The organism is Roseovarius sp. ZX-A-9, from assembly GCF_028369135.1.
Taxonomy (GTDB): domain Bacteria; phylum Pseudomonadota; class Alphaproteobacteria; order Rhodobacterales; family Rhodobacteraceae; genus Roseovarius.
In genome coordinates this window covers 24,786-51,565 of sequence record NZ_JAPWHW010000023.1, presented here as the reverse complement: position 1 = coordinate 51,565, position 26,780 = coordinate 24,786, and the positions used below count along the sequence as shown (strand labels likewise).

Below are 26,780 nucleotides of genomic sequence, written 5' to 3'. Positions count from 1 at the left end.
CACCTCATACCGCCACGCCAGAACTGATGCCTTCGATCTTTGGCAAATCTACGCGCTTGAAATGACGGCCTGACGGGTTTGGGTCAGGCCTCATTCGGGCGGGTGAAAATAAGTTGGCAATGCCGATCGAACCCCTGCCTGCCGGGGCCCGCATGCTGACCCTTGATCTGGCCGTGGCGGCCCGGACTGTACCTGCGCGGCTCGCGGCGGGCTGATCCCGGTTGCAGGGCGCGGCGGCGCGTGTAGTGTCGGCGCATGAATGCCACCAGCCTGACCTGCCACGCGAGCGACCCCGAAATGACCTGCGCCATTGCGCAGCGTCTGGGTGCGCGGCTGGGCGCCGGCGATGTGATCCTGCTGTCCGGCAGTGTGGGCGCCGGCAAGACCCATTTTGCCCGCAGCCTGATCCTATCGCTGCTTGATGTCCCGGAAGACGTGCCATCACCGACCTACACGCTGGTGCAGACATACCCGGGCAAGAGCACCGAAATCTGGCACGCCGATCTTTACCGTCTCACGTCGCCAAGCGAGATCATAGAACTGGGCCTGACCGAAGCGATGGATCAGGCGATCTGTCTCATCGAGTGGCCCGACCGTCTGGGTGATCTGACACCGGCAACAGCCCTGCACCTGACGCTATCTGCTCTTGATGCCCCGCAAGAACGGCAATTGCAGTTTACCTGGTCCGATCCACGCTGGGCGGGCCGGTTGGAGGGCCTGTGCGATGAATGATCGCGACGCAGCTGCACGCGCATTTGTCGATAGCACCGCCTGGCGGGGGGCAAAGATCGCACCGCTGGCGGGGGATGCGTCAAACCGGCGGTATTTGCGGCTGACGGACGCCGAAACAAACGCATCCGCGGTACTCATGGACGCACCCCCCGAACGCGGCGAGGATACGGCACCCTTTGTTGCGATCGCCCGGTATTTATGCGCGCGCGGCTTCAGCGCGCCACGTATTCTGGCAGAGGATACAGGCGCGGGGTTTCTTCTGATCGAAGACCTGGGCGATGCCCTATACGCGCGGGTCATCCCGCAGGCGCCAGAGCTGGAGCCAGTTTTGTATGAGGCAGCGACCGACGTATTGATCGCGCTTCACGAACATGCTCCGCCCGCCGGACTGGCGACATATGATGTACCGCTGATGGCCGATCTGGCGGCACTCGCCTATGATTGGTATCTTTCCCATGCAGACAAGGCTGATGGGGACACGCGACGCGCATTTCACGATGCCATGACCTGCGCGCTGTGGGCCGATGCGAGCGAGGCGCCGGTGTTGATCCAACGCGACTACCATGCGGAAAACCTGCTGTGGTTGCCGGATCGGGAAGGGATCGCGCGGGTTGGTTTGCTGGATTTTCAGGACGCCATGCGCGGTCATCCGGCCTATGATCTCGTCTCGCTTCTGCAGGACGCACGCCGCGACGTCCCGCCCCGGATCGCAGCGCAGATGATCCGGTACTACACTGATCGCGCCGAAGTGGATGCCGAAGCGTTCGATCGCGCCTATCACATCCTCGGACTGCAACGAAATTTGCGGATTCTCGGCGTTTTCGCGCGGCTTTGCCTGCGCGATGGCAAGCCGCGTTATCTCGACCTCATGCCACGTGTGTGGGGCCATCTTATGCACGATCTGGACCACCCGGCACTGGCCGACATCGCGCCGCTGGTGCGGGACAGACTGCCTGCGCCGACCCCCGAAATCCTCAACCGATTGAGAGCACAATGCGCCAGCGTCCCGACACTGTAATGCTCTTTGCCGCAGGGCTGGGCACGCGGATGGGCGCGTTGACCCATGACCGGCCCAAGCCGCTGATCGAGGTTGCGGGCAAGGCGCTGATCGATCACGCACTGGCCGAAGTGCGCGCGGCGGGTCTGTCACGGGTCGTGGTGAACGCCCATTACCGGGCCGAGCAGATCGTGGCGCATGTCGCGGGTACCGATATTCGCGTGTCGCACGAATCGCCCGATCTGCTCGACACCGGCGGGGGCCTGCGGGCAGCACTTCCGCTGACCGGTCCGGGTCCGCTCTTTACCATGAATACCGATGCCGTCTGGGCCGGACCCAATCCACTGGCAGCATTGGCGGCAGGATGGCAGCCCGAGGAAATGGATGCGCTGCTGCTGTGCGTCACTCCGGCGCAGGCAATCGGCCACGCCGGTATGGGCGATTTCAAACTGGGCAGTCAGGGGCGCGCAACGCGCGGGCCGGGGCTGGTTTATACCGGAGTTCAGATCATCAAGACCGACTTGTTGGCCAAGATCCCCGAGGCCGCATTCTCGCTCAATCTGGTCTGGGATCGCATGATCGCGGCGGGTCGGCTATACGGGATGCCGTATAATGGTGCCTGGTGCGATGTCGGGCACCCCGCCGGAATCACGCTGGCAGAAGAGATGTTGCGAAATGCCGATGTTTGACTCAGCGCCCCACCCACGTCTGTTTGCCCTGCCCCCCGGAGTCGATTTCCCGGCAGAGCTGATCGCCGGGATCGACCAGCGACTGACGGGGCAGCCCCCCGAAGCGCTGGCGCAAGTTCAGTTAATCGTGAACACGCGCCGCATGGCACGGCGCCTTCGCACGCTTTGGGATGCGGGGCCACCGCGCCTCTTGCCGCGCATTTCGCTGGTCACCGACATCGGACAGGACGGTGTGCTAAGCGATCTGCCGCCGCCGGTCCCGGCGCTGCGCAGACGGCTGGAGCTGATACAATTGATCAGCCGGCTGCTGGATCAGCAGCCCGACTTGGCCCCGCGCAGTGCGCTCTATGATCTGGCCGACAGCCTTGCCGCGCTGATGGACGAGATGCAGGGCGAGGGGGTCGCACCCGAGGTGATCGATGCGCTGGATGTCACCGACCAGTCCGGCCATTGGGAGCGCATGCGCAGCTTTCTGAACATTGTACGCCAGTTCACCGGTGCGCAGGGGTTGCCCGATGTCGCCTCGCGACAGCGGCGTGCTGTCGAGACGGTGATCGAACGATGGCAGGCCGCGCCGCCCGAACATCCCGTGCTGATCGCAGGCTCGACCGGGTCGCGCGGCACGACGCAACTCTTGATGCAGGCGGTGGCACGGTTGCCGCAGGGCGCGCTGATCCTGCCGGGCTATGATTTCGACATGCCGGATGCGGTCTGGGGCGGGCTGGGCGATCCGATGCTGTCCGAGGATCACCCGCAATACCGCTATCACGCGTTGCGCCGCGCGCTAGATCTGCGGCCCGATCAGGTCAGCCGATGGACCGACGCCGCGCCGGCCAACGCCGCACGCAACCGAACGGTTTCGCTGGCCCTGCGCCCTGCCCCGATGACGGACGCCTGGCGCGAGGACGGGCCGAAACTGTCCGATCTGGCCGGTGCCATGCAGGATGTGACCTTGTTGGAAGCCCCGTCGCAACGCCAAGAGGCGCTGGCCATCGCGATGCGCCTGCGTCAGGCCGCCGAAGATGGCCAGACGGCGGCGCTGATCACACCGGACCGGACGCTGACACGGCAGGTCACGGCGGCGATGGACCGTTGGGGCATCCTGCCTGACGACAGCGCCGGCCTGCCGCTGCACCGCACACCGCCGGGGCGGTTGTTGCGGCATGTGGCCGCGCTCTTTGAATCGCGGCTGACCGCCGAGGCGCTGCTGACCATCCTCAAGCACCCGATGACGCATTCGGGCGGCGAGCGCGGCGCACATCTGTTGCTGACACGCGAGTTGGAACTGCACCTGCGCCGCAACGGCCCGCCCTACCCCGAGGCTGAAGATATCACCGCATGGGCCGCCGCGCGGGATCATAAAATGGCACAGGACTGGGGCAACTGGCTGGCCACGCATCTCTGCGGGCAGGCCGAGGGTAGGATGGAATTGCCCCTGACCACTCGTGTCGAACGTCATCTGGCAACAGCAGAGGCGATCGCGGGCGGTTGCCGCGCCGCGACATCCGGTGCGCTCTGGTCGCAAGAAGACGGGCGCAAGGCGCGCGACACGATGCAGGAACTGCAAGACGAGGCAGCGCATGGCGGCAACATGCGCGCCACCGATTATGCGACGCTGGTGCAGGCGCTGCTGTCCCGGCAAGAGGTGCGCAACCCCGATACCGCTCATCCGGATATCCTGATCTGGGGCACGCTTGAGGCCCGCGTTCAGGGCGCCGAGCTGTTGATCCTTGCGGGCCTGAACGAGGGCAGCTGGCCCGAAGCGCCCAAACCGGACCCATGGCTGAACCGTGCCTTGCGGCATCAGGCGGGCCTGTTGCTGCCGGAACGACGCATCGGTCTGGCGGCACATGATTTTCAACAGGCGATTGCCGCGCGCGAAGTCTGGCTGACGCGCTCGGTGCGCAGTGACGAAGCCGAAACGGTGATGTCGCGCTGGGTGAACCGGCTGCAGAACCTGCTGGACGGCCTGCCCGAACAGGGCGGCAAGGCGGCACTGGCCGACATGCGCAAGCGCGGTGCGATGTGGCTGCGGCGCGCGGCCATGCTGGAAGAAGCCCCCAAAACCGCCGCCGCACCGCGCCCGGCCCCCTGCCCGCCCGCCATCCAGCGCCCGCGCCGCCTGTCGGTGACCGAGATCAAACGCCTCATTCGGGATCCTTACGCGATCTACGCGCGCCATGTACTGCGACTGCGGCCACTCGATCCGCTGATGAAACTGCCTGATGCGCTGTTGCGCGGTATCGTCCTGCATAAGGTGCTGGAGGATTTCATCAGTGAGACCCGCGATGATGACAGCCTTTGCACCCCCGAGCGCCTGATGCAGATCGCCGAAGTTCATCTGTCCGACAAAGTGCCGTGGGCCGAGGCACGCGCGATGTGGATGGCGCGGCTGAGCCGGGTTGCCGAGTGGTTCGTGGAAACCGAGTTGGAACGCCGCAAGGCTGCTCGCCCCACCGCCTTTGAGGTGCGCAGCGAGGCGCGGATCGAGGCGCTGGACTTTACCCTCGTCGCCGAAGCGGACCGGATCGACCTGGACGCGTCAGGCAACATGCATATTTATGATTACAAGACCGGCGCACCGCCCGGTCAGGCAGAGCAGCAGCATTTTGACAAGCAGTTGTTGCTGGAAGCGGCGATGGCCGAAATCTCTGGTTTTGGAGACCTTGCCCCCGGACGCGTTACCGATGCCGCCTATATCGGCCTCGGCAGCGGCGGCAAGATCGTACAGGCCCCACTGGACGAAACACCACCGCGCGAAATCTGGGCCGAGCTGACCGCGCTGATCGCCAGTTATCAGGACGAAGATATGGGCTATACCTCGCGCCGGGCAATGCAGCGCACCCGTGATCCCGGCGATTACGACCAGTTGGCGCGCTTTGGCGAATGGGACATCACGGATGCGGCACACCGCTGCAAGGTGGGCCAATGACACGCGATGCCGCCACCCTGCGCCAGATCGCAGCCGCCCGACCAGACCGGTCCACGTGGCTCTCGGCCAATGCCGGTTCGGGCAAGACCAAGGTGCTGACCGACCGGGTGGCGCGGCTGCTGTTGGACGGCGTTGATCCGCAGCACATCCTGTGCCTGACCTATACCAAGGCCGCCGCGAGCGAGATGCAGAACCGGCTGTTTCGCAGGCTCGGCTCCTGGGCGATGCTGGGTGATGCTAAACTGACGGCCGAATTGAAGGATCTCGGGCTGGATGGACCGCTGGGCGATCAGGCCTTGCGCGAGGCACGCCGCCTTTTTGCACTGGCCGTTGAAACGCCTGGCGGCCTGAAGATCCAGACCATCCATTCGTTTTGTGCCGGTCTGTTGCGCCGGTTTCCTCTCGAGGCCGGGGTCAGCCCGCATTTCACCGAGATGGAAGACCGCGCCGCAGCGCTATTACGTGCCGAGATTGTCGAGGAAATCGCAGCCGGGCCTGACGCGGCAAAGCTGGCAGCAATTGCGCGCTACTACACCGGCGAGACGATCAGCGACCTAGCGGCAGAAATCGCCGGGCATCAGACCCTGTTCGAGACAGAGTGGACTGACGCGGGGCTGCGCCGCGTGCTGGGCCTGCGCCCGGAGCAGACTTGGGACCAGTTGCACGCCGAAGTCTTTCTGGGCAATGAGCAGGCCATTCTTGACGCGCTATTGCCCGCGCTTCGGGCCGGATCGAGCACGGACCAGAAGAACGCCGACAAGCTCGGCGCGATCAGCATGCTGGATCTTGCGGCGCTGCCGCTTCTGGAGGCCGTGTTTTTGACCGGGGCCAAGGCCAAGGCGCCATTTTCGGCCAAGATCGGCAGTTTCCCCACCAAGGCCACCCAAGGCGCGCTGGTCGATACAATGCCCGCGCTCGAAGCCTGGATGCTCCGGGTCGAAGCCGCGCGCGAAACGCGGTTGGCGCTGGGTGCGCTGAGTGCCGCGCGGGCCCTGCACGATTTCGCCCAAGTCGTGCTGCCCGCCTATGCAGAGGCCAAGCAGCGGCGCGGCTGGCTCGACTTTGATGATCTGATTCTGAAGGCGGTCAACCTTCTGACCCGCCGGGACGTGGCGGCCTGGGTGCTGTTTCGGCTCGATGGTGGAATCGACCATATCCTGCTGGACGAGGCGCAGGATACCAGCCCTGTGCAGTGGCAGGTCATCGCGCGGCTGGCGCAGGAATTTACCAGTGGGATCGGCGCGCGCCCCGACGTGCGGCGGACGATCTTTGTCGTCGGCGACAAGAAGCAATCGATCTATTCCTTCCAGGGGGCCGACCCGCGCGAGTTCGACCGTATGCAGGCCGAGTTTGGCGAAAGGCTGGCTGCCACGCCCGAACCGCTGCAATCGCACCGGCTGGAGCATTCGTTTCGCTCGTCGCAAGTGATCCTCGATCTGGTGGACCGGGTGTTTGCGGATGTGGTGCAGCCCGACGGCCTATCGCTGGATGCGCATCACCTGGCATTCAAGACTACCCTGCCCGGTCGTGTCGATCTGTGGCCAGTGCCGGAGCCTGAAGAAGCTGCCGAAGAACCCGACTGGCATGATCCGGTAGACGTGGTCGCGGGCGATGATCCGGCCGTGGTGCTGGCCGAGCAGATAGCGCAGGCCATTTCGGACATGATTGCCACCGGCCAGATGATCCCTACGGGCAACGGCGCCACGATGCGGCCTGTATGCGCGGGCGACGTGCTGATCCTCGTGCAAGGTCGCTCACCGCTCTTTCATGAAATTATCCGCGCCTGCAAGGCCCGCGACCTGCCCATCGCTGGTTCCGACCGACTGCGCGTAGCAGGTGAACTGGCGGTACGCGATCTGGCGGCTCTGCTGTCATTTCTGGCCACCCCGGAGGACAGTCTGGCACTGGCCACGGCACTTCGTTCTCCGCTTTTGGGCTGGGACGAGGCGCAGTTGCACGCGCTGGCGCAGCCGCGCCAACAGCCCTACCTGTGGCAAGCGTTGCGCGCGCGTGCAGAAGAGTTTCCCGATACGATGGCGATCCTTGATGATCTGCGCGACAAGGTGGACTACCTGCGCCCCTATGACCTGATCGAGCGAATCCTGACCCGCCATGACGGACGACGCAGGCTGTTGTCGCGGTTGGGGCCAGAGGCCGAGGACGGCATTGATGCATTGCTCAGCCAGGCGCTCGCCTACGAGCAGAAGGCAGTGGATAGCCTCACCGGGTTTCTGGTCTGGTTGGAGACCGATGATCTGGAAATCAAACGCCAGATGGACAGCGCCGGAAATCGCATCCGGGTGATGACGGTGCACGGCGCCAAGGGGCTGGAATCACCGGTTGTCATCCTGCCCGATACTGCCGAGCGCACGCCCAGAATGCGCGGACAGATTACGGTATGTGACGATGTTCCGCTCTGGCGGATGCCGGGCGAAGATGTCCCGGACCGGATGCGTGCCGAGATTGATGCGACAAAGGCAGCCGAAGAGGCCGAACGCGACCGTTTGCTATATGTCGCGATGACCCGCGCCGAGACCTGGCTGATCGTTGCCTGCGCCAAACCACCGGGCAAGAACGGCAAGAGCTGGTATGAAAAGATCGCCGCCGGGATGGCAACGGGCGGCGCCACCCCACACATGTTCGGGCCGGGAGAAGGCTTGCGCCTGCAGGACGGTGATTGGGCCGGAACAGAGACGATTTCGACCGACTCTGAACCACCAGTGACCGCCGATTTGCCTGCGTTCTTCCATACGCCTGCCCCCCAGATCCCGGAGAGGCCCTCAGTGCTCAGCCCGTCTGATCTGGGCGGCGCCAAGGCCCTGCCCGGAGAGGCCGGACTGGACGAGGAGGCGGCGAAACGTCGGGGCCGTCAGGTTCATCTGCTGCTGGAGGTTCTGCCGGGTGTGCCGCAAGCCGCCTGGCCCGAGACCGTCGCGCAATTGCTGGGTGTCGGACCGGACAAGGCCGACGCACCCACGCAATCCGCGCTTCTCTCCGAGGTTACGGGCGTCCTGACCGCGGAACCGCTTCAGCCGCTCTTTGCTGCCGAGGCGTTGGTCGAGGTGCCGGTGACAGCAAACCTGCCAGAACTGGGTGGCCGACGGCTGCACGGGGTTATCGACCGGATGATCGTGAGCCCGGACCGCATTCTGATCGTCGATTTCAAAACTAATCGTGTCGTGCCGGAAAATGCGGAAACCTGCCCCGACGGCTTGTTACGGCAGATGGGGGCCTATGCCGCCGCAGTGAAGCAGATCTATCCGGACAAAACCGTCGATACCGCACTGCTCTGGACGTACACTGCCCAGATGATGATGCTCCCACACGATCTTGTGACAGCGTCATTGCAGACGACTGCGATACCTTGACCTCGGTCGTGGCGGTACCTAGGTTCATCGCGAACCCAAGACCCCCCAAAGGAGACACCTCATGGCCACCGTTGCCGTCACCGACGATACCTTCGACGCCGAAGTGAAGAACTCAGACATCCCCGTCGTCGTGGATTTCTGGGCAGAATGGTGCGGCCCCTGCAAGCAGATCGGCCCCGCTCTGGAAGAGATCGCAGCAGAAATGAACGGCAAGGTCAAAGTCGTCAAGGTCGACGTGGACAGCAACCCGAATTCCGCCGTCGCCATGGGCGTGCGCGGCATCCCCGCGCTGTTCATCTTCAAGAACGGCGAAGTCGTCTCGAACCGCTCTGGCGCCGCGCCCAAGGCCGCGCTGCAAAGCTGGATCAACGACGCACTCTGATTTCCAACCCTCCAGACGGAAAGACCGGATCAGGGCGCCCCTCGGGGTGCCCTTTTTCGTAGCGCCGCCCCCGCACCCTTGTGACATGCCCGCACGGCCTGCATATAGGCAGGGACAAAACGGAGGGCGAAAGATGGCCAAAGATCAGTTTCCCGGTTGGCACGGCACTACGATCATCGGAGTGAAAAAGGGCGGCACGGTCGTGGTCGCTGGTGATGGGCAGGTCAGTCTGGGCCAGACCGTCATCAAGGGCACCGCGCGCAAGGTGCGACGCCTCAGCCCCGGAGGCTTTGACGTAGTGGCGGGCTTTGCCGGATCGACCGCCGACGCGTTCACCCTGTTGGAACGGCTCGAAGCCAAGTTGGAGGCGCATCCCGGGCAGTTGCAACGTGCGAGTGTCGAGCTTGCCAAGGACTGGCGCACCGACAAGTACCTGCAGAAACTGGAGGCGATGCTGATCGTGACCGACGGCAGTGATCTGCTGGTAATCACCGGCGCGGGCGACGTTCTGGAACCCGAACATGACATCGCCGCCATCGGATCGGGCGGCAATTTCGCTCTCGCCGCCGCGCGCGGCATGATGGACACCGACCGCAACGCCGAAGAAGTCGCCCGCGCCGCCATGGCCATCGCCGCAGAAATCTGCGTCTACACCAATGGCAACCTGACAGTTGAAGAAATCAAGGCACATTGATGAGCCTGACTGAAGACGATCTGCGCGCCGCCGCCGCCGCCGGCATAATCGACGAGGCTCAGGCCGCCCGGTTGACACAACTGGCACATGCCCGCGCTGGGCGCATTGCCCAGAACCTTCCGGATGACGAGCCGTTCGAACTGTTCCGTGGCTTTGCCGAGATTTTCGTCTCGGTCGGGCTGATCCTGCTGCTCAGCGGGTCGATGGCGCTGGTGGTGGTGGTCGGTAACCCCCTGATCATCGCGCTTGTTCTCGGCGCCCTTTGTTGGATGGCATCGCTCTATTTCACTAACCGCCGGCGAATGGCGCTGCCTTCGATCGTGCTGACCATTGGCTATGCCAGTTCTGCCGGGTCGGTCGTCGCCTGGGTTCTGGATGAAACCGGCACTCTGGGTGGCGATACCCAGGCGGTCGTGGTTTTCGGGCTGCTGGGGATCGCCGCGATGGCGCTGCATTACCGCGTGTTCAAGGTGCCCTTTGCGATGTTCATTGCCGGGTTGTTCGGGCTGATGGTCGTCTTTGGCGTGACGGGTGTCGTGACCGGGATCGACGCGCCGTTCAACGATTGGAACTCGCTCTTTGACCTGCGCCGCGGCGGTGGTCTGGCGGTCGGTACCCTGGTCTTTGGCCTGCTCGCACTGGCCGCCGGGCTGTGGTTCGACATGCGCGATCCGCACCGAATTGGCCGCATGGCGCGCTCTGCTTTCTGGCTACATCTTCTGGCAGCACCCGCGCTGGTCAACACCGTCGCAATGACGGCCTATAACACGGGCGGAACACAGGGCATGATCCTTACGCTGATCGCGCTTATTCTGATCACCATGTTGGCGCTGATCATCGACCGCCGGTCGTTTCTGACGGCGGGTCTGGGATATCTGGGGTTCGTGATCGCCTGGGCAATGCAACTGGGCGAGGCAGAACTGTCCTGGCCGCTACTGCTGCTGGTACTGGGCGCTATCGTGACCGTGCTCGGCACATTCTGGACGCAACTCCGGGTCAGGCTGATGCGCGCGCTTCCCGATTTTCCGGGCAAGGACCGTCTGCCGCCCTACCACGCAGACGGCTGACCCTCGTGTCTCGCGCGCTTCGGCCTTGCGCCCACGCTCTTCCGGTGTTCTCCACTGTCTTTGCTTGTGTTTTTCGCGCCCATGCTTAGGTTTCGCACAAACCCGAAGTGGAGTGACTGAATGACCGACCTGACCCCGCGCGAGATCGTGAGCGAACTGGACCGATACATCATCGGCCAGAATGATGCCAAGCGGGCCGTCGCGGTTGCCCTGCGCAGTCGCTGGCGGCGCAAACATCTCAGCGACGACCTGCGTGACGAAGTCTACCCGAAGAACATCCTGATGATCGGGCCGACCGGCGTCGGCAAGACCGAGATCAGCCGGCGCCTGGCCAAGCTGGCCCGCGCGCCTTTCATCAAGGTGGAAGCAACCAAGTTCACCGAAGTGGGCTATGTGGGCCGCGATGTAGAGCAGATCATCCGCGATCTGATGGACAGCGCCATCGCCATGGTGCGCGAACAGATGCGCGAAGACGTCAAGGCAAACGCCCAGACCGCCGCCGAAGAACGCGTGATTTCAGCCATCGCCGGTGAGGATGCCCGCGAGGGCACGCGCGAAATGTTCCGCAAGAAGCTAAAATCAGGTGCGCTCGACGATACCGAGATCGATCTGGACATCGCGGATAATTCCAACCCGATGGGCATGATGGATATCCCCGGTCAGCCCGGCAGCCAGATGGGCATGCTGAACCTCGGTGACCTTTTCGGCAAGGCGTTCAGCGGCCGTACCCGGCGTGTCAGGATGACCGTCGCCGAGAGCTATGACCTCCTGATCGGCGAGGAGGCCGACAAACTGCTGGATGATGAAGTGGTGAACCGTGCCGCACTCGAGGCCGTCGAGCAAAACGGGATCGTCTTTCTTGACGAGATCGACAAGGTCGCAACGCGTAGCGACGCCCGCGGCGGCGAGGTCAGCCGCGAAGGCGTACAGCGCGACCTGCTGCCGCTGATCGAAGGCACATCTGTCAGCACCAAATACGGCGCAGTCAGGACCGACCATATCCTGTTCATCGCGTCGGGTGCGTTTCACATCGCCAAACCCTCCGACCTGCTGCCCGAATTGCAGGGCCGCTTGCCGATCCGGGTCGAACTGCGCGCGTTGACCGAAGAAGATTTCGTTCGCATCCTCACCGAGACCGACAATGCGTTGACCCGGCAATATACCGCCCTGATGGGCACCGAGAACGTGACCGTAGATTTCACCGATGACGGCATCGCCGCACTCGCGCGTATCGCCGCCGAAGTGAACCAGAGCGTCGAGAATATCGGCGCCCGCCGCCTCTATACGGTGATGGAGCGGGTATTCGAAGAACTCAGCTTCAACGCTCCGGACCGGGACGGCGACTCCGTCACCGTGGACGAGGCGTTTGTCGATGCAAACCTGGGAGAATTGATGCGATCGACCGATTTGAGCCGCTACGTGCTTTGATGAATCCAGAGCACTTCTTCATTTTGCCATAAATACTCATTGCGGCACCGCCAATTTTCCCCCGGCGATGATCCCCATGGGCCGCGCGGCCCCAGCACCAGAGAGGAAAATGCGCGCCGCTGACGGCCCACCGGACCAAGCCCGCATTTTTCTCTTTCCTTCGGTGTTTTTTCGGGCAAGCAAAGGGAATGAACACGCTTGCCTTCCTCCGCGAGAACGCGCCCTGGCTGACCGCCGGGATGTTGCTGACCTTTCTCAGCAGTTTCGGGCAGACGTTCTTCATCTCGATCTTTGCAGGTGAAATCCGTGAAGCATTCCAGCTGAGCCACGGGGAGTGGGGCGGTATCTATACGCTGGGCACCACGGCATCGGCTGCGGTGATGGTCTGGGCCGGCGGGTTGACCGACCGGTTTCGCGTCCGCGCCCTGGGCGCGATCATTTTGGCGATGCTGGCCTTGGCCTGTGTTTCAATGGCCCTCAATCCGGTCTGGTGGCTACTGCCGCTGGTCATCTTTGCGCTGCGATTTACCGGGCAGGGCATGACCAGCCACATCGCCGTAGTTGCCATGTCTCGCTGGTTCATCGCCACGCGCGGCAAGGCGCTGTCGATCGCGACGTTGGGCTTCGCTGCCGGTGAAGCGCTTCTGCCGCTAATCTTCGTCTCTCTGATGTTGAGCATCGACTGGCGCATTCTATGGATCGTCGCGGGTTTCATCGCCATGGCAGGTATTCCCATCCTGGTGATGCTGCTTCGAAAGGAACGCACGCCGCAATCCATGGCAGGGTCGGATCAGAGCTTGGGAATGGAAGCGCGGCATTGGACCCGCAACCAGACATTCGGGCACTGGCTGTTTTGGTTCATGGTTCCGGCCCTTCTGGGGCCGTCGGCCTTCAACACCGCGTTCTTTTTCCACCAAGTGCATTTCGCCGAGGTGAAATCGGTCAGTCACTTCGAACTGGTGGCGTTCTTTCCCTTCTACACCGGTATCAGCATCCTTGCGATGGTCGCCAGCGGTTGGGCGCTGGACAAGGTGGGAACCGCGCGGCTGATCCCATTCATGCAACTGCCGATGGTCGTGGCGTTCCTGTTCTTTGCTTTTGCGGAAAGTTCACTAGGGCTGTGGCTCGGATTTCTCTTTCTTGGGCTGAACACCGGCGTCAACACGACCTTACCGGCGGCCTTCTGGGCGGAATTCTACGGCACACGGTTCATCGGCTCGATCAAGGCGATGGCGGCGGCGGTCATGGTGTTGGGGTCAGCGATCGGGCCCGGCATCACCGGCCTTGGGATCGATCTGGGGCTGGGGATCGAGACGCAGTATATCGGCGTTGCGCTCTATTTCGCCTTTACCACTGTTCTCATGAGCATCGGTATAGCCCGCGCACGACCGCTGCTACCCGCGTGGGCGACGTAGATAGACGTAATAGGCCCCGCCGCCACCATGGCGACCATGTGCTTCGCTCACTTGCATCACCACCTGCGCCAAAGGCGGGATCTGAAGCCAGTGCGGTACGTTGTGGCGCAAAACGCCCTGCCGCACCGGAATCGGGCCGTGATCGTCCGTCCGCTTGCCCTTGCCGGTAATCACCAACACCAGCCGCTTTTCCTGAGCGTGCGCGCGCAGGATAAATCCCGTCAAGACGCCGTGGGCGCGGTCCACAGTCATTCCGTGCAGGTCGATCCGTGCCTCGGGACGCATCTTGCCGCGCTTGAGCTTGCCGTGGGTGCGTTTATCCATCGTGACTGGAAGCGCTTTCATCCGGTCGGTGAGACCGGGCAACACATCATGCGCTGGGGTGCGTCCGTTCGCCTTCTGCCCAATCTCAAAAGGCTCCACCGGCTTTCGCGCGGCTCTGGCCTCTTGCGGTTTGGGCTCAAGCAGCGATTTGGCGGCGGGCGCAGGCCGATCGGGGTGCAGCGGATCGGCGGTACCGGCCACGCTGCGCCAGAGCTCCAGTTCATCAGGTCGGACCCTGCGGCGGCGGCTCATTGCAACGTCTCTGTCGCCATGGCAAAGGCACGCTGAATCGGCATCAGGACCACCATCCGACCCGGATCGCGGAGCCGGCCAGCAGCGCGCCCGGCCTTGTCGCCGGTCCCGAAAAAGATATCGGCTCGCTGCGAGCCTTTGATCGCCGAGCCGGTATCCTGCGCGATCATCAACCGCCGGATCGGGCGTTTGCCACCCTTTTCGATCCAGACCGGGGCGCCCAGCGTGACATATGCCGGATCAACCGCAATCGAGCGCCCGTCAGTCACTGGCCGGTTCATCGCGCCCAGCGGTCCCAGATCGCTGGCATGGTTATCGAGCTTGCGAAAGAATACATAGGACGGATTGAAGCGCAGCAATTCCAGCCCATCCTCGGGATTGCGGCGCACCCAGTTCTTGATCACCTGGGCAGACACCTGATGGACCGAATAAATACCGCGCCGCACCAGTTCGGCCCCGATTGAGCGGTAGTTATGCCCATTCGAACCGCCATAGCCGACACGGATCATGGAACCATCCGGCAGGCGTATGCGCCCCGATCCCTGGATCTGTAAAAAGAACAATTCGACCGGGTCATCGACCCAGGCGATCTCCAGCCCACGGCCCTGCATGACCGTTCCGGTCTCGATCTCACGCCGGGTGAGCCAGGGATTGATCGCCTTGGCTTCGGGCGGTTCGCGGTAGATAGGATACTTGTACCGGCCGCCAGGTTGCAGCGCGCCGCGCAATTCCGGCTCGAAATATCCGGTAAAGAGAGCGGGATCGCCCTCGCTGATCAGGATGGGCCGAAAGAGCAATTCAAAGAACCCTTTGGCGTTCGGCTTTTGCTGCGCCAGCGCGCAAAGCGATTGCCAATCGGGGTCTTTCATGTCGGGGCAGGTGACCAGAAACGCATCAAGCGCCTTTTGGTGATCGTCCTGTTCCCATCCGTTCAGCTCTTCAAAACTTAGCACGGAATAGGTTGTTTCATCCGCAACCACACCGGCAGGCAGCAGCAGCGCGAAGCTCAGGGCGGCGAAAACCGCCCGGATCATTCGCCTGTGGCGACGAGCCGCCAGTTGGGATCGTCGGCGCCCATGACGCGCTCAAAAGTCCAGATGTCCTTTTGACGCTCGGGTTTGCCCGGCTTGCCTTCGACGATCTCGCCGTCCTTGTCCCGCACGACCGATATCAACTCTCCGACAAAGCGCACGGTGATCGAGCCCCGGTTTGTCGCTGGGTCAAAACCGGCATCGACCAGCGTCAGATCGCGTATGCCGATGAATTCCGACTCGATTGTCAGGCCCTTTTCCTGCCGCTGATCCACGACTTCGGAGAAGGTATTGTAAACGTCCTCGTCGAGAAATGGCACCAGACCATCCAGCTGACCGCGTTCGAAGCCCATCAGGATCATCTCGTAGGCACCGCGCGCACCCTTCAGGAACGGACCGACCTCAAAGGACGGCTCGGCCCGCTTCATCTCTGCCAAGGCCGCGGCAGCCTCGCTATCCTCGGGGACATGATCGGTGATATCATGGTCGGGTCCGCCTTCGATCACCTCGAAGCCGCGCCGACGCGCGCCATCAGCCGGAAGAGGTTTCGGCCGTTCGGTGGGTTCGAATCCATCGCGGGTGCCCAGCACATTTTTGAGCCGCAGGATCAGAAAAACAGCGATACCGGCCAGAACCAGAAGCTGTATGATGGGCGAATTCATGGGCATCTCTTTCAGACAATACGTGGAAAGCGCGTTTGTTCACCCTTATGTAGGTGACGGGCGGGCCCAAGTCCACCTTGCGCCCCGCAAAACAAAGGAGAATGGCCCATGTGGCTACTGCTGGCATTTCTGACTGTACCTCTGATCGAAATCGGGCTGTTTATTCAGGTCGGCGGATTGATCGGATTGTGGCCGACCCTAGCTATCGTCATCGGGACGGCGGTGCTGGGCACGTGGCTGGTTCGCGCCCAAGGCGCCATGGCGCTGAATGACCTGCGCAGCTCCTTTTCACGGCAGGGCGATCCGACGGAATCGCTGGCCCATGGGGCGATGATCCTGATTGCTGGCGTGCTGTTGCTGACGCCGGGTTTCTTCACCGATGCGTTGGGATTTGCGCTGCTGATGCCGCCATTTCGGCGGGCAGCCTTCGCATATTTACGCAAACGCGTCCACGTAGCGCATTTTGACATGGGCAACGGGCCGGGTGAACCCAGGCGCCACCGACATGATCCCGGCACGATCGAAGGCGACTATCAAGAGGTTCATCCATCTTCGACACCGGGACGTGATGGGCCGTCAGGCTGGACAAAGCATTGAGGCGGCGCGGCTGACCTGCTAGGTCTGCGCGCAAGTACCAACGTCATTCGGAGACAACGATGCAAGATCAGGAAAACGGCGCCGCAGACGCAGCCGCGGAAGCCGCCCAACAGGTAAAGATGCAGGTTCTCACGCAATTCGTGCGTGACCTGTCGTTCGAGAACGTCCTCGCCCAGCGAGGCGTCGGTGGCGAAGTATCGCCCGATATCACGGTCAACGTGACTCTCGACGCGAAAAAGCGCAAACCCGACCACCAGTTCGAAGTGACGATCAAACTGAAGGTCGAATCCAAGAACAAGGCAGACGAAGCGGCACTATTCCTGCTTGAGCTGGAATATACGGGCGTTTTCCATGTCGAAGGCGTGCCCGAGGATCAGATGCATCCTTTCCTGTTGATCGAGTGCCCGCGTATGCTGTTCCCGTTCCTGCGGCGCATCGTCCATGATGTGACCCGCGATGGCGGTTTCCCGGCACTCAACCTGGAAAACATCGATTTCATGCAGCTTTACCGCCAGGAAATCATGCGTCGCCAAGCCGAGAGCGCGCCCAAGCACGTGTCCTGATCAAGCGCGACACGCGCCTGACCTTGGACAACGCATTTCGGCACATCCCTCGCGCAGGTTTGTGCCGAAAAATCTATCCGAACTTATTCCACAGGGCTGCATCGCCCATTTTTTTGACGAACGCCTCATGTGCAGCGCGCTCGTCTGCAGTCAATCGCTGCGACAGAGGGGTGGGGCGCGGGGCGGGGCGCCAATCTGACGTGGCTGTGCCGGCACCGGTTTCACCACTTTGTTCCGCCAGGCCAAAATCGGGTTGGCGGCCGCCGATCAGCTCCAGATAAACCTCTGCCAAAATCTCGGAATCGAGCAGTGCCCCGTGCAGCGTGCGGGCCGTGTTGTCGATGCCAAATCGGCGACAGAGCGCATCAAGCGAGGCCGGAGAACCGGGAAATTTCTTGCGCGCGATCGCGAGCGTATCGATCGCCTGATCCATCGGCAGGGCAGGGCGGTTGAGCCAGCGCAGTTCGGCATTGATGAATTTCATGTCAAAGCTGGCGTTGTGGATCACCAGCTTGTCGTCACCGATGAAATCCACGAAGGCCTGCGCGATGTCGGCAAAAACCGGCTTGTCCCTGAGAAAATCATCGCCCAGCCCATGCACCTGGAACGCATCATCCGGCATTGCGCGCTCTGGGTTGATATACTGGTGATAAGTCCGGCCGGTGGGCATATGTCTGATCAGTTCGACCGCACCGATTTCGACGATACGGTCACCCTGTTCGGGTTCGAATCCGGTGGTTTCGGTATCGAGTACAATTTCACGCATGAAGTCGGTTTTCCCTGATATCGCGGATCACAGCCTGCACCTGCGCGCGGGCATGCTCAAGCGTTGCTGTTTCGATCACGTAATCGGCGAGGGCGCGCTTTTCGGCATCCGGCATTTGTTTGGCAAGGATCGCTTGAAACTGCGCTTCGGTCATGGTGCCGCGCTCCATTACCCGTTCGCGCTGAACCTCGGGCGGGGCTGTCACGCAGACCACCGCATCCATCTGGTTTTCGTTTGATTTCTCAAACAGCAGGGGAATGTCGAAAACGACGATATCAGACACTGTTTTGGCCAGAAACGCCTGCCTGTCCGCCGCAACGAGAGGGTGTACGATCTGTTCGATCCGGCCCAGGGCTGATGGGTCAGCGGCAATAATTTCCTTCAATGCGGCACGAGACACTGCACCGTCAATGACAGCATCCGGAAACGCCGCCGCCATTGGCGCCACAGCCGCACCGCCGGGCGCATAAAGCCGGTGTACGGCCGCATCTGCATCCCACAGCGCACATCCCTCATCGGCGAACATGCGCGCGGTCGTGGATTTTCCCATACCGATTGATCCGGTCAACCCAAGCCGAAAACTCATCTGAGAGCAGCCGCACGGGTTGCGCTGTCAACCTTCGGGCGGGTGCCGAACCACCGCTCGAACCCCGGCACCGCCTGATGCAACAACATGCCCAAGCCGTCGACAGTTCGGCAACCTGCTTCTTCTGCCACTTCAAGAAGTTTTGTCTTGAGCGGCGCATAGACAAGGTCGGTGACAACCGCACCCTTTTGCAGCCCGTCGAGCGGCACCCGCAACGGTGGTTGGCCAATCATTCCCAGCGACGTGGAGTTAACCACCGTCGCCGCATAATCGAGCATATTACCGGCCTGCACCCAGTCAAACACGCGCAAACGTTTGCCGAAATCGGAGCGCAGTGCCTCGGCACGGACACGCGTCCGGTTGGAAATCAAGATTTCAGGGACACCGGCATCGAGCATGGCCGCAATCACGGCCCGCGCCGCGCCGCCCGCACCAAAGAGCGCAGCGGGCCCGGCTGCGGGATCCCATCCGCCTGACACGCTTTCAAGATTTTTGACAAAACCATAGCCATCGGTGTTGTCGGCGTGAATCTTGCCATCCTTGCGGAAGATAAGCGTGTTCGCAGCGCCGATCAGGGTCGCGCGGTCCGTCACAAGATCGGCGATTTCCAGCACCGATACCTTGTGTGGGATGGTGATGTTGACGCCGACGAATCCGGCCTTGGGCAGAGTGTGCAGGACAGTCTTCAGATCATCGGGCGCGACGTTCATCGGGATGTAATGCCCCTTCAAACCCATGGTGCTTAGCCAATGGCGATGAATTTGTGGTGATTTCGAATGGCCGATAGGCGATCCGATGACGCCCGCGAGGGGAATTTTCTGCTCGCTCATGTCTCCAGTTCTCCGCGCGTAGATAAGTACGATATCAGGTCCAGTAATGGCAGACCAAGCACGCTGAAGTAATCCCCGTCAACGCGGGAAAACAGGCGCGCGCCCTCTTCTTCGAGTTTGTAACAGCCGACCGTGTGGCGGATGCTGTCCCAGTTGCGCGTAACATAGCCTTTAAGATAGCTGTCCGACAGATCACGCATCGTCATCCTGACCCGAGCCACATGCCGCCATTGCGGTGTGCCGTCTTCGTAGATGACTACGGCTGAAAAGAGCTCATGCGTGCTGCCGCGCATCGTGATCAACTGCGCCAACGCCTCTTCCGGTGTCGCGGGCTTGGACAACAGGCGCGATTGATGCGCGAGGACCTGATCGCAGCCGATCACCAGCGCAGCGGGTTCCTTCGCACTCAGTTTCGTGGCCTTCGCCTCAGCAAGCGCATCGGCAATATCGCGGGCTGGTGCCTGTTCTGCCAGCAGGGCATCTCGGATGGCCGCCTCATCCAGATTGGCGGGGCGTGCAACGTGGGGCACCTGTGCGTTCGTCAGCAACTGCTGGCGAATTTCAGACTGGGAGGCGAGGATGATGCGGGTATTCATGTGGACAACCGGGTGAATGAATTGCGGGTGACACTGGATAGTTGAGCGGGACAACCGCGCAACTGGCGTGCCATGCGCATGTATCGGTCATTTCCAGGCGGTTGTCCAAATTCCATACGCATGTGGAAGGGATAAGTTCGGGGCTGTGCAAAACTGACCCAGATACACTTTTTCCCCGATTTATCCACAAGGTCAGCGCGCCGGTTCATTTTCTATCTCGTTGAGATTGAACATGATTTCGACCTGTCTGATTTTTCATCCTAACAACCGTAAAATTTACCCACATTCGGCCTGATTGTGTGTATCTCATGGGATACCCCGTTAATCCACAGACTTGGGGTGCCCCTACCTAATCATCATCCTTTCTTATCTTTCTATTTTATTTATATAGAGCAGGCCGGTGATAAGGGGCAAAGAATGACGGATTTCCTGACAACCGCATATCCGTGGATCAAGTCATTGCATATCATGGCCGTGATATCCTGGATGGCTGGCCTGTTCTATTTGCCACGGCTCTTTGTCTATCATGTCGAGCAGTCAAAACCAGGTGACAGCCGCGATGAAGTCTTTCAGGTGATGGAGCAGAAGCTGCTGAGCGTGATTATGACGCCGGCAATGATAGCGACCTGGATTTTTGGCCTTTGCCTGGTCCTGACACCCGGTATCGTCGACTGGGGCTCCGTTTGGCCCTGGACCAAGGCAGCGGGCGTGCTAGGCATGTCCTGGTTCCATGGCTGGCTAGGGCAGCGCCGCAGAGAGCTTGCGACCTCTGAGCGGCCTGTGAACGGCCGACAGTTTCGGTTGATGAACGAGGTTCCGACCGTCCTGATGGTGGTCATTGTCCTGTCGGTCGTCGTGCGGTTCTGAGTTACATTGACTTTTGCCGGTGTGCGGGGTATGCCCCGCTCCAACCTCCCGTCCGGGAAGAGTACCTTCCACTGATTTTTAAATCGCCCGCCGTACCATGAGCGGGACACAGGTGAACCCCATGTCCAAAGAACGTCTGAACCTATCCGATCTCAAGGCCCACACCGCCAAGGACCTCTTGGCGATGGCAGAAGAGCTGGAGATCGAAAACGCATCGACCATGCGCAAGGGCGAGATGATGTTCTCGATCCTGAAAGAGCGTGCCGAGGAAGGCTGGACCGTGTTCGGCGATGGTGTTCTCGAAGTGTTGCAGGACGGTTTTGGGTTCTTGCGCTCGCCCGAAGCGAACTATCTGCCGGGCCCGGATGATATCTATGTCTCCCCCGAGGTGATCCGCCGCTTCTCGCTGCGGACGGGTGACACTGTCGAAGGTGAAATTCAGCAGCCCGAGGAACAAGAGCGGTATTTCACAGTCACCAGTGTGAGTCAGATCAACTTTGAAGATCCTGAGAAGGCCAATCACAAGGTTGCCTTTGATAACCTGACACCGCTTTATCCGGATGAGCGATTCAAACTGGAAATCGAAGATCCGACAATCAAGGATCGTTCGGCCCGGATCATCGATCTTGTGGCACCCATCGGCAAAGGCCAGCGCTCGCTGATCGTTGCGCCGCCGCGGACTGGTAAGACGGTCATCCTGCAGAATATTGCCAACAGCATCGAGAAGAACCACCCCGAATGCTATCTGATCGTGCTGTTGATCGATGAGCGGCCCGAAGAAGTGACCGACATGCAGCGTTCGGTCAAGGGAGAGGTCGTCAGCTCGACCTTTGATGAACCTGCAACGCGTCACGTTGCCGTGGCCGAGATGGTCATTGAAAAAGCAAAACGCTTGGTCGAACATAAACGAGATGTTGTGATCTTGCTGGACTCGATCACAAGACTTGGTAGGGCTTACAATACCGTGGTGCCGTCGTCGGGTAAGGTTTTGACAGGTGGTGTCGATGCGAACGCCTTGCAACGGCCCAAGCGGTTCTTCGGTGCGGCGCGGAACATCGAAGAGGGCGGATCACTTACAATCATCTCGACAGCACTGATCGACACCGGCAGCCGGATGGATGAAGTGATCTTTGAAGAATTCAAAGGCACGGGTAACTCGGAACTGATCCTGGATCGCAAGATCGCGGACAAGCGGGTGTTCCCGGCCATCGATATCCTCAAATCCGGCACCCGGAAAGAGGAACTCTTGGTTGACAAGATTGATCTTCAGAAGACGTTTGTCCTGCGGCGGATCCTGAACCCGATGGGTACGACCGATGCGATCGAATTCCTCATCTCCAAACTGAAACAGACCAAGACGAATGCGGAGTTCTTCGATTCGATGAACACCTGACGCCCGCCATGGGGGCTTCGTGATGGACACGATCTATGCTGTTTCAAGCGCGCCGGGTAAGGCCGGGGTAGCCGTAGTTCGGGTGTCTGGTCCACGGGCTTTCGATGCTTGTGGCGCGCTATGTGGGGATGTGCCACCTCCTAGATTCGCCAGCCTGCGGGTATTGCGGGATTCGGCCGGTGGTCGACTGGACCAGGCAATTGTGCTTTGTTTCGAAGCAGGGCGCAGTTTCACTGGGGAAGACAGCGTTGAATTTCAGATACATGGCAGCATTGCAGTCATATCCGCGGTGCTGGCCGCTCTCTCTATGGTCGACGGGTTACGCCCAGCGGAACCTGGCGAGTTTACCCGTCGCGCGTTGGAGAACGGGCAGTTGGATGCGGCTCAGGTTGAGGGCTTGGCAGATCTGATCGATGCAGAAACCGAAGCCCAACGACGTCAGGCGCTTCGCGTGTTGTCAGGAGATCTGGGCAAGCGCGCCGAATCCTGGCGTGTTGACCTGATCCGCGCCGCCGCATTGTTGGAAGCAACAATTGATTTTGCGGATGAAGACGTGCCCGTTGATGTATCGCCCGAAGTGACCGAGCTGGTGCAGCGCGTTCGAAGCGAACTTAGCAAGGAAATCGCGGGCGTTGGAGTGGCAGAACGAATTCGATCTGGATTCGAAGTGGCGATTGTCGGTGCGCCGAATGTTGGGAAATCAACTCTGCTGAATGCGTTGGCCGGGCGGGACGCCGCGATTACATCCGAAGTTGCCGGAACAACCCGCGATGTAATCGAAGTTCGGATGGACCTGGGCGGGCTGCCGGTGACGTTGCTTGATACGGCTGGGCTGCGCGATACAGATGATCAGGTCGAAGCCATCGGAGTCGAACGAGCAAAAATGCGGGCGGAGCAAGCAGATTTGCGGGTGTTTCTACTAGAGGGTACTGAGCCCGCTTTGATCACGCCTAAGGATAACGACATCATATTGCGCTCCAAAGGGGATTTGCTGGAGGATGACGTTGCATCGATTTCAGGTCTGACGGGGCAGGGGATACCAGAGCTAATTGCGCGGATGACTGCTATACTGACCCAGAAGTCGGCGTATGCCGGCATCGCTACGCGGGTGCGTCACCGCGATGCGATGCAGCGGGGTGACGCCGATCTGGCCGCAGCGCAGTTACATCTGCAAGGCGGTGAGGAAACCGCCGACTTGGCGGCCGAAGAAATTCGCGCGGCGATTCGTGCTCTTGATTCTCTGGTCGGGCGCGTCGATATCGAAAACATACTGGACGAAATCTTTGCAAGTTTCTGTCTGGGAAAATGAGGAGTGTTTCACGTGAAACATCTGGATTTCGACGTTGTTGTGATCGGTGGCGGTCACGCAGGGGCTGATGCAGCTCACGCTGCTGCGAGGTTAGGCGCAAGGACGGCGCTCATCACGCTGACGCGTGCGGGTATCGGTGTCATGTCGTGCAATCCGGCAATCGGTGGTCTGGGTAAGGGGCATTTGGTTCGAGAGATCGATGCGCTTGATGGGATGATGGGTCGCGTTGCCGATCAGGCCGGGATACAATTTCGCCTGCTTAATCGGCGCAAGGGGCCCGCAGTACAAGGTCCGCGCGCCCAGGCCGACCGAAAAATCTATCGCGAGGCGATGCAATCCGAAATGGAAAAGCAGCCGAACCTTGATGTGATCGAAGGCGAGGCTTGTGATTTCCTTATGGATGCCGACCGCGTTTGTGGCGTGGTTCTGGCCGATGGATCAGAAGTGCGGTCTGCCGCAGTTGTTTTGACAACTGGGACATTTCTGCGTGGAGTGATTCATATCGGAGACATTTCGCGCCCAGGAGGGCGGATGGGGGATGCGCCGTCGGTCCGGCTAGCTGAACGGATGGATAGTTTTGATCTGGCACTTGGGCGGCTCAAGACGGGGACGCCCCCGCGTCTTAACGGAAAAAGCATAGATTGGTCGACTCTCGAAAGTCAGCCTGGCGATGATGACCCGGTGCTGTTCTCCTTTCTGTCTGGAAAGGCGCCATCAAGGCAAATTTCCTGTGGCATCACCCACACGAATGAAAGAACCCACGAGATCATTCGCGAGAACCTGTCACGTTCTGCGATGTATGGGGGCCATATCGATGGCGTCGGCCCTCGATACTGTCCGTCGATCGAAGACAAGATCGTGCGCTTCGCCGATAAGACATCTCATCAGATTTTCCTTGAGCCAGAAAGCCTGTCTGATGATGTGATTTATCCTAACGGTATTTCGACTTCGTTACCTGAAGATGTGCAGCTCGCCTATGTACGGTCCATTCAGGGTCTGGAAAGCGCAGAAATCCTGCAGCCCGGCTATGCGATTGAATACGATTATGTTGATCCTCGCGCTTTGTCTGCATCGCTCGAAGTGAAATCGGTGCCCGGACTCTTTCTGGCAGGACAAATCAACGGCACGACCGGCTATGAAGAAGCCGCGGCACAGGGTTTGGTAGCGGGGCTGAATGCCGCACATGTCGCCCTGGGACGGGAACCGATCACCTTCAGCCGTTCCGAGAGCTATATCGGTGTGATGATTGATGATCTGATCACACGTGGCGTCAGCGAGCCCTACAGGATGTTCACATCGCGCGCGGAGTTCAGGCTGTCACTGCGCGCAGATAATGCTGATCAACGACTAACCCCACTTGGAATCTCCTTGGGCTGTGTTTCTCTGAACAGGCAGGCGGTGTTCGACGACAAGATGGACAGGCTAGGACGGGCCCGTGAGACGATCAAAACACAGACATTCACGCCAAAGCAACTGATCGCCCAAGGCGTTGACGTGAATCAAGACGGAGCGCGGCGCAGCGGGTTTCAGTTGCTGTCATTCCCCAAGATTTTCTTTGATGACTTGATCAGGCTTGAACCTTCTTGGTCCGAAATAGATTCGGAATCTAGGGCGCAGCTTGAGAAAGACGCGCTCTATGCAAACTACCTCGACCGGCAAAAGCGTGACGCGGAACTGGTCAAACGCGATGAAGCCCATGTGATTCCACGGGATTTTGACTACTCGGAAATTGGTGGGCTTTCGAATGAGCTGAAATCGAAGTTGAGCCTAGTTCGCCCGGAAACGTTGGCACACGCGGCGCGAATCGATGGGATGACGCCTGCAGCTTTGACCGTACTGTTGACCAGGCTGCGCCAAACCGGGCGGGAGAGGTCGGCATGAGCGTGCCGGCTCTGCCTGATGTTTCACGTGAAACAAATGAGAAATTTCAGATCTACGCCGATCTTCTTCGAAAGTGGACGGCCAAGATAAATCTGGTGTCAAAAGAAAGTCTGGAAAACCTGTGGGAGCGGCATATCGTCGATTCGGTACAGGTCTATCGACAGGTGCCGAAGGAAATTGATCATTGGGTTGACCTGGGATCCGGAGGCGGCTTTCCCGGTGTCGTTGCGGCAATTCTGTTGGCGGAAGCCCAGCCTTTGGCGCGCGTGACACTTGTCGAGAGCGATCAGCGAAAGTGCGCCTTTCTGCGTACAGCATTGCGGGAAACGGGATGCCACGGCGAGGTGATCGCAAGCAGGATCGAGACGACGCCCCCCTTGCAGGCTTCAGTCCTGTCAGCGCGGGCCTTGGCAGATCTTTCCACATTGCTTGGCTACGCTGAACGCCATATGCATGCCACCGGAATTGCCCTATTTCCAAAGGGTGCAAAATGGCAGCAAGAGGTAAACGAGTCGCAATCGAAGTGGCAATTCGCTCTGGAAGTTGCTAAAAGTGCGACTGACCCCGCTGCCGCGATATTAAAGATTTCAGGAGTGACTCGTGTCTGACCCGACTCGCCCGCGTGGCCCGCGGATCATTGCCATAGCCAACCAAAAAGGCGGCGTTGGAAAGACCACAACAACCATAAATCTGGGCGCTGCCCTGGCACAGGCCGGGAAGCGCGTCCTGATCGTTGATCTTGATCCGCAAGGCAATGCGTCGACCGGCCTGGGGATCGAATCCGAAGATCGGGAATTTACGACTTACGAATTGTTGCTGGAAGAGATCGCGCTAGGCGATGTCATTCAGCCGACCAGCGACAAGAACCTGATGATCATTCCGGCGACGGTCGATCTCAGCTCGGCGGATATCGAGTTGATCTCAAACGAAAAACGCAGTTTCCTTCTGCATGATGCGCTGCGTCAGACGGCGATGGATGGTTATGCGCTGGACTATATCCTGATCGATTGTCCGCCGTCGCTGAACTTGCTGACGGTCAACGCAATGGTCGCGGCACATTCAGTCCTGATTCCGCTGCAGAGCGAATTTTTTGCCCTCGAAGGGCTGTCACAGCTGTTGCTGACAATTCGCGAGGTGCGCCAGACCGCCAATCCCAACCTTCGGATTGAAGGGGTCGTAATGACCATGTTCGATGCGCGCAACAACCTGTCTGGCCAGGTGGAGCGGGATGCCCGCGAGAATCTGGGCGATCTGGTGTTTCAAACGCTGATCCCACGTAATGTGCGTGTCAGCGAAGCGCCGTCATATGCCGTCTCTGTACTGGATTACGATCCAAATTCACGAGGTGCGCAGGCCTATCAGGCCTTAGCCAAAGAATTGATGCAAAAACAAACCGCAATGACAGCATAAGGGGTCCGG

Annotated in this window: 25 protein-coding genes; 18 read left to right on the top strand and 7 right to left on the bottom strand. The window is 60.4% G+C overall.

Going from position 1 to position 26,780, the window contains the following annotated elements; all coding sequences use genetic code 11:
- The first annotated feature begins 255 nt into the window (after positions 1-255).
- The 10 genes from tsaE (at position 256) to O3306_RS18835 (ending at position 13,704) form a co-directional block, all read left to right on the top strand.
- Positions 256-732 carry a tRNA (adenosine(37)-N6)-threonylcarbamoyltransferase complex ATPase subunit type 1 TsaE gene (gene tsaE / locus O3306_RS18880; RefSeq protein ID WP_272010209.1) on the top strand — a complete coding sequence of 159 codons (477 nt, stop codon included), beginning with the start codon at positions 256-258 and terminating at the stop codon, positions 730-732.
- On the top strand, positions 725-1,750 hold the full coding sequence (locus O3306_RS18875; protein ID WP_272010207.1) for an aminoglycoside phosphotransferase family protein: 1,026 nt from the start codon (positions 725-727) through the stop codon (positions 1,748-1,750). Before tsaE ends, O3306_RS18875 begins: the two co-directional genes overlap by 8 nt.
- Positions 1,726-2,418 (top strand): nucleotidyltransferase family protein, encoded by a 693-nt coding sequence (locus O3306_RS18870; RefSeq protein WP_272010205.1) that lies wholly within the window; start codon positions 1,726-1,728, stop codon positions 2,416-2,418. The genes O3306_RS18875 and O3306_RS18870 overlap by 25 nt, the downstream gene beginning before the upstream one ends.
- Positions 2,411-5,350 (top strand): double-strand break repair protein AddB, encoded by a 2,940-nt coding sequence (gene addB / locus O3306_RS18865; RefSeq protein ID WP_272010203.1) that lies wholly within the window; start codon positions 2,411-2,413, stop codon positions 5,348-5,350. Before O3306_RS18870 ends, addB begins: the two co-directional genes overlap by 8 nt.
- Positions 5,347-8,718, top strand: a complete 3,372-nt coding sequence (addA, locus tag O3306_RS18860) for a double-strand break repair helicase AddA (protein ID WP_272010201.1) — start codon at positions 5,347-5,349, stop codon at positions 8,716-8,718. The genes addB and addA overlap by 4 nt, the downstream gene beginning before the upstream one ends.
- Before the next feature lie 61 nt (positions 8,719-8,779).
- Positions 8,780-9,100, top strand: coding sequence for a thioredoxin (gene trxA, locus O3306_RS18855; protein WP_272010200.1), 321 nt, complete (start codon positions 8,780-8,782; stop codon positions 9,098-9,100).
- Between the two features lie 133 nt (positions 9,101-9,233).
- Positions 9,234-9,794: an ATP-dependent protease subunit HslV gene (gene hslV, locus O3306_RS18850; protein ID WP_272010197.1), complete on the top strand. Its 561-nt coding sequence runs from the start codon at positions 9,234-9,236 to the stop codon at positions 9,792-9,794.
- Positions 9,794-10,861 carry a hypothetical protein gene (locus tag O3306_RS18845; RefSeq protein WP_272010195.1) on the top strand — a complete coding sequence of 356 codons (1,068 nt, stop codon included), beginning with the start codon at positions 9,794-9,796 and terminating at the stop codon, positions 10,859-10,861. Before hslV ends, O3306_RS18845 begins: the two co-directional genes overlap by 1 nt.
- 120 nt (positions 10,862-10,981) lie before the next feature.
- Positions 10,982-12,289 (top strand): ATP-dependent protease ATPase subunit HslU, encoded by a 1,308-nt coding sequence (hslU, locus tag O3306_RS18840; protein WP_272010193.1) that lies wholly within the window; start codon positions 10,982-10,984, stop codon positions 12,287-12,289.
- Positions 12,290-12,477: 188 nt separating this feature from the next.
- Complete coding sequence (locus O3306_RS18835) at positions 12,478-13,704, top strand: MFS transporter (RefSeq protein ID WP_272010191.1); 1,227 nt, start codon at positions 12,478-12,480, stop codon at positions 13,702-13,704.
- Here O3306_RS18835 and O3306_RS18830 read toward each other — a convergent pair.
- The 3 genes from O3306_RS18830 to O3306_RS18820 are packed head-to-tail and all read right to left on the bottom strand — an operon-like array spanning position 13,684 to position 15,973.
- Positions 13,684-14,280 carry a Smr/MutS family protein gene (locus tag O3306_RS18830; protein WP_272010189.1) on the bottom strand — a complete coding sequence of 199 codons (597 nt, stop codon included), beginning with the start codon at positions 14,278-14,280 and terminating at the stop codon, positions 13,684-13,686. The genes O3306_RS18835 and O3306_RS18830 overlap by 21 nt on opposite strands.
- The gene (mltA, locus tag O3306_RS18825) at positions 14,277-15,314 is read right to left on the bottom strand and encodes a murein transglycosylase A (protein ID WP_272010187.1); all 1,038 of its coding nucleotides are present in this window, start codon (positions 15,312-15,314) and stop codon (positions 14,277-14,279) included. Before mltA ends, O3306_RS18830 begins: the two co-directional genes overlap by 4 nt.
- A complete protein-coding gene (locus O3306_RS18820; protein ID WP_272010185.1) occupies positions 15,311-15,973 on the bottom strand; it encodes a Tim44/TimA family putative adaptor protein in 663 nt (220 codons plus the stop codon). The genes mltA and O3306_RS18820 overlap by 4 nt, the downstream gene beginning before the upstream one ends.
- Positions 15,974-16,081: 108 nt before the next feature.
- On the opposite strand from O3306_RS18820, the gene O3306_RS18815 reads away from it, so the two are divergent.
- Positions 16,082-16,570 carry an FxsA family protein gene (locus tag O3306_RS18815; protein ID WP_272010183.1) on the top strand — a complete coding sequence of 163 codons (489 nt, stop codon included), beginning with the start codon at positions 16,082-16,084 and terminating at the stop codon, positions 16,568-16,570.
- 59 nt (positions 16,571-16,629) lie between these two features.
- Positions 16,630-17,133, top strand: a complete 504-nt coding sequence (gene secB, locus O3306_RS18810) for a protein-export chaperone SecB (protein WP_272010181.1) — start codon at positions 16,630-16,632, stop codon at positions 17,131-17,133.
- Between the two features lie 73 nt (positions 17,134-17,206).
- Here secB and dnaQ read toward each other — a convergent pair whose 3' ends face one another.
- From dnaQ to O3306_RS18790, 4 genes are read right to left on the bottom strand one after another with little or no spacing between them, the layout of a single operon-like run.
- On the bottom strand, positions 17,207-17,899 hold the full coding sequence (gene dnaQ, locus O3306_RS18805) for a DNA polymerase III subunit epsilon (protein WP_272010179.1): 693 nt from the start codon (positions 17,897-17,899) through the stop codon (positions 17,207-17,209).
- Positions 17,892-18,485 carry a dephospho-CoA kinase gene (coaE, locus tag O3306_RS18800; protein ID WP_272010177.1) on the bottom strand — a complete coding sequence of 198 codons (594 nt, stop codon included), beginning with the start codon at positions 18,483-18,485 and terminating at the stop codon, positions 17,892-17,894. Before coaE ends, dnaQ begins: the two co-directional genes overlap by 8 nt.
- Positions 18,482-19,315: a shikimate dehydrogenase gene (locus O3306_RS18795; protein ID WP_272010175.1), complete on the bottom strand. Its 834-nt coding sequence runs from the start codon at positions 19,313-19,315 to the stop codon at positions 18,482-18,484. Before O3306_RS18795 ends, coaE begins: the two co-directional genes overlap by 4 nt.
- A complete protein-coding gene (locus tag O3306_RS18790) occupies positions 19,312-19,911 on the bottom strand; it encodes a Maf family protein (RefSeq protein ID WP_272010174.1) in 600 nt (199 codons plus the stop codon). The genes O3306_RS18795 and O3306_RS18790 overlap by 4 nt, the downstream gene beginning before the upstream one ends.
- Before the next feature lie 417 nt (positions 19,912-20,328).
- Between O3306_RS18790 and hemJ the strand changes: the two genes are divergently transcribed.
- The 6 genes from hemJ to O3306_RS18760 all read left to right on the top strand — a co-directional run bounded on the left by hemJ (position 20,329) and on the right by O3306_RS18760 (position 26,771).
- Positions 20,329-20,778, top strand: coding sequence for a protoporphyrinogen oxidase HemJ (hemJ, locus tag O3306_RS18785; protein ID WP_272010172.1), 450 nt, complete (start codon positions 20,329-20,331; stop codon positions 20,776-20,778).
- 121 nt (positions 20,779-20,899) lie between these two features.
- Complete coding sequence (gene rho, locus O3306_RS18780; protein ID WP_272010170.1) at positions 20,900-22,171, top strand: transcription termination factor Rho; 1,272 nt, start codon at positions 20,900-20,902, stop codon at positions 22,169-22,171.
- 22 nt (positions 22,172-22,193) lie between these two features.
- The gene (gene mnmE / locus O3306_RS18775) at positions 22,194-23,480 is read left to right on the top strand and encodes a tRNA uridine-5-carboxymethylaminomethyl(34) synthesis GTPase MnmE (RefSeq protein ID WP_272010168.1); all 1,287 of its coding nucleotides are present in this window, start codon (positions 22,194-22,196) and stop codon (positions 23,478-23,480) included.
- 12 nt (positions 23,481-23,492) lie between these two features.
- The gene (gene mnmG, locus O3306_RS18770) at positions 23,493-25,361 is read left to right on the top strand and encodes a tRNA uridine-5-carboxymethylaminomethyl(34) synthesis enzyme MnmG (RefSeq protein ID WP_272010166.1); all 1,869 of its coding nucleotides are present in this window, start codon (positions 23,493-23,495) and stop codon (positions 25,359-25,361) included.
- The gene (rsmG, locus tag O3306_RS18765; protein ID WP_272010164.1) at positions 25,358-25,969 is read left to right on the top strand and encodes a 16S rRNA (guanine(527)-N(7))-methyltransferase RsmG; all 612 of its coding nucleotides are present in this window, start codon (positions 25,358-25,360) and stop codon (positions 25,967-25,969) included. The genes mnmG and rsmG overlap by 4 nt, the downstream gene beginning before the upstream one ends.
- Positions 25,962-26,771, top strand: coding sequence for a ParA family protein (locus tag O3306_RS18760; protein WP_272010162.1), 810 nt, complete (start codon positions 25,962-25,964; stop codon positions 26,769-26,771). Before rsmG ends, O3306_RS18760 begins: the two co-directional genes overlap by 8 nt.
- Positions 26,772-26,780 lie beyond the last annotated feature (9 nt).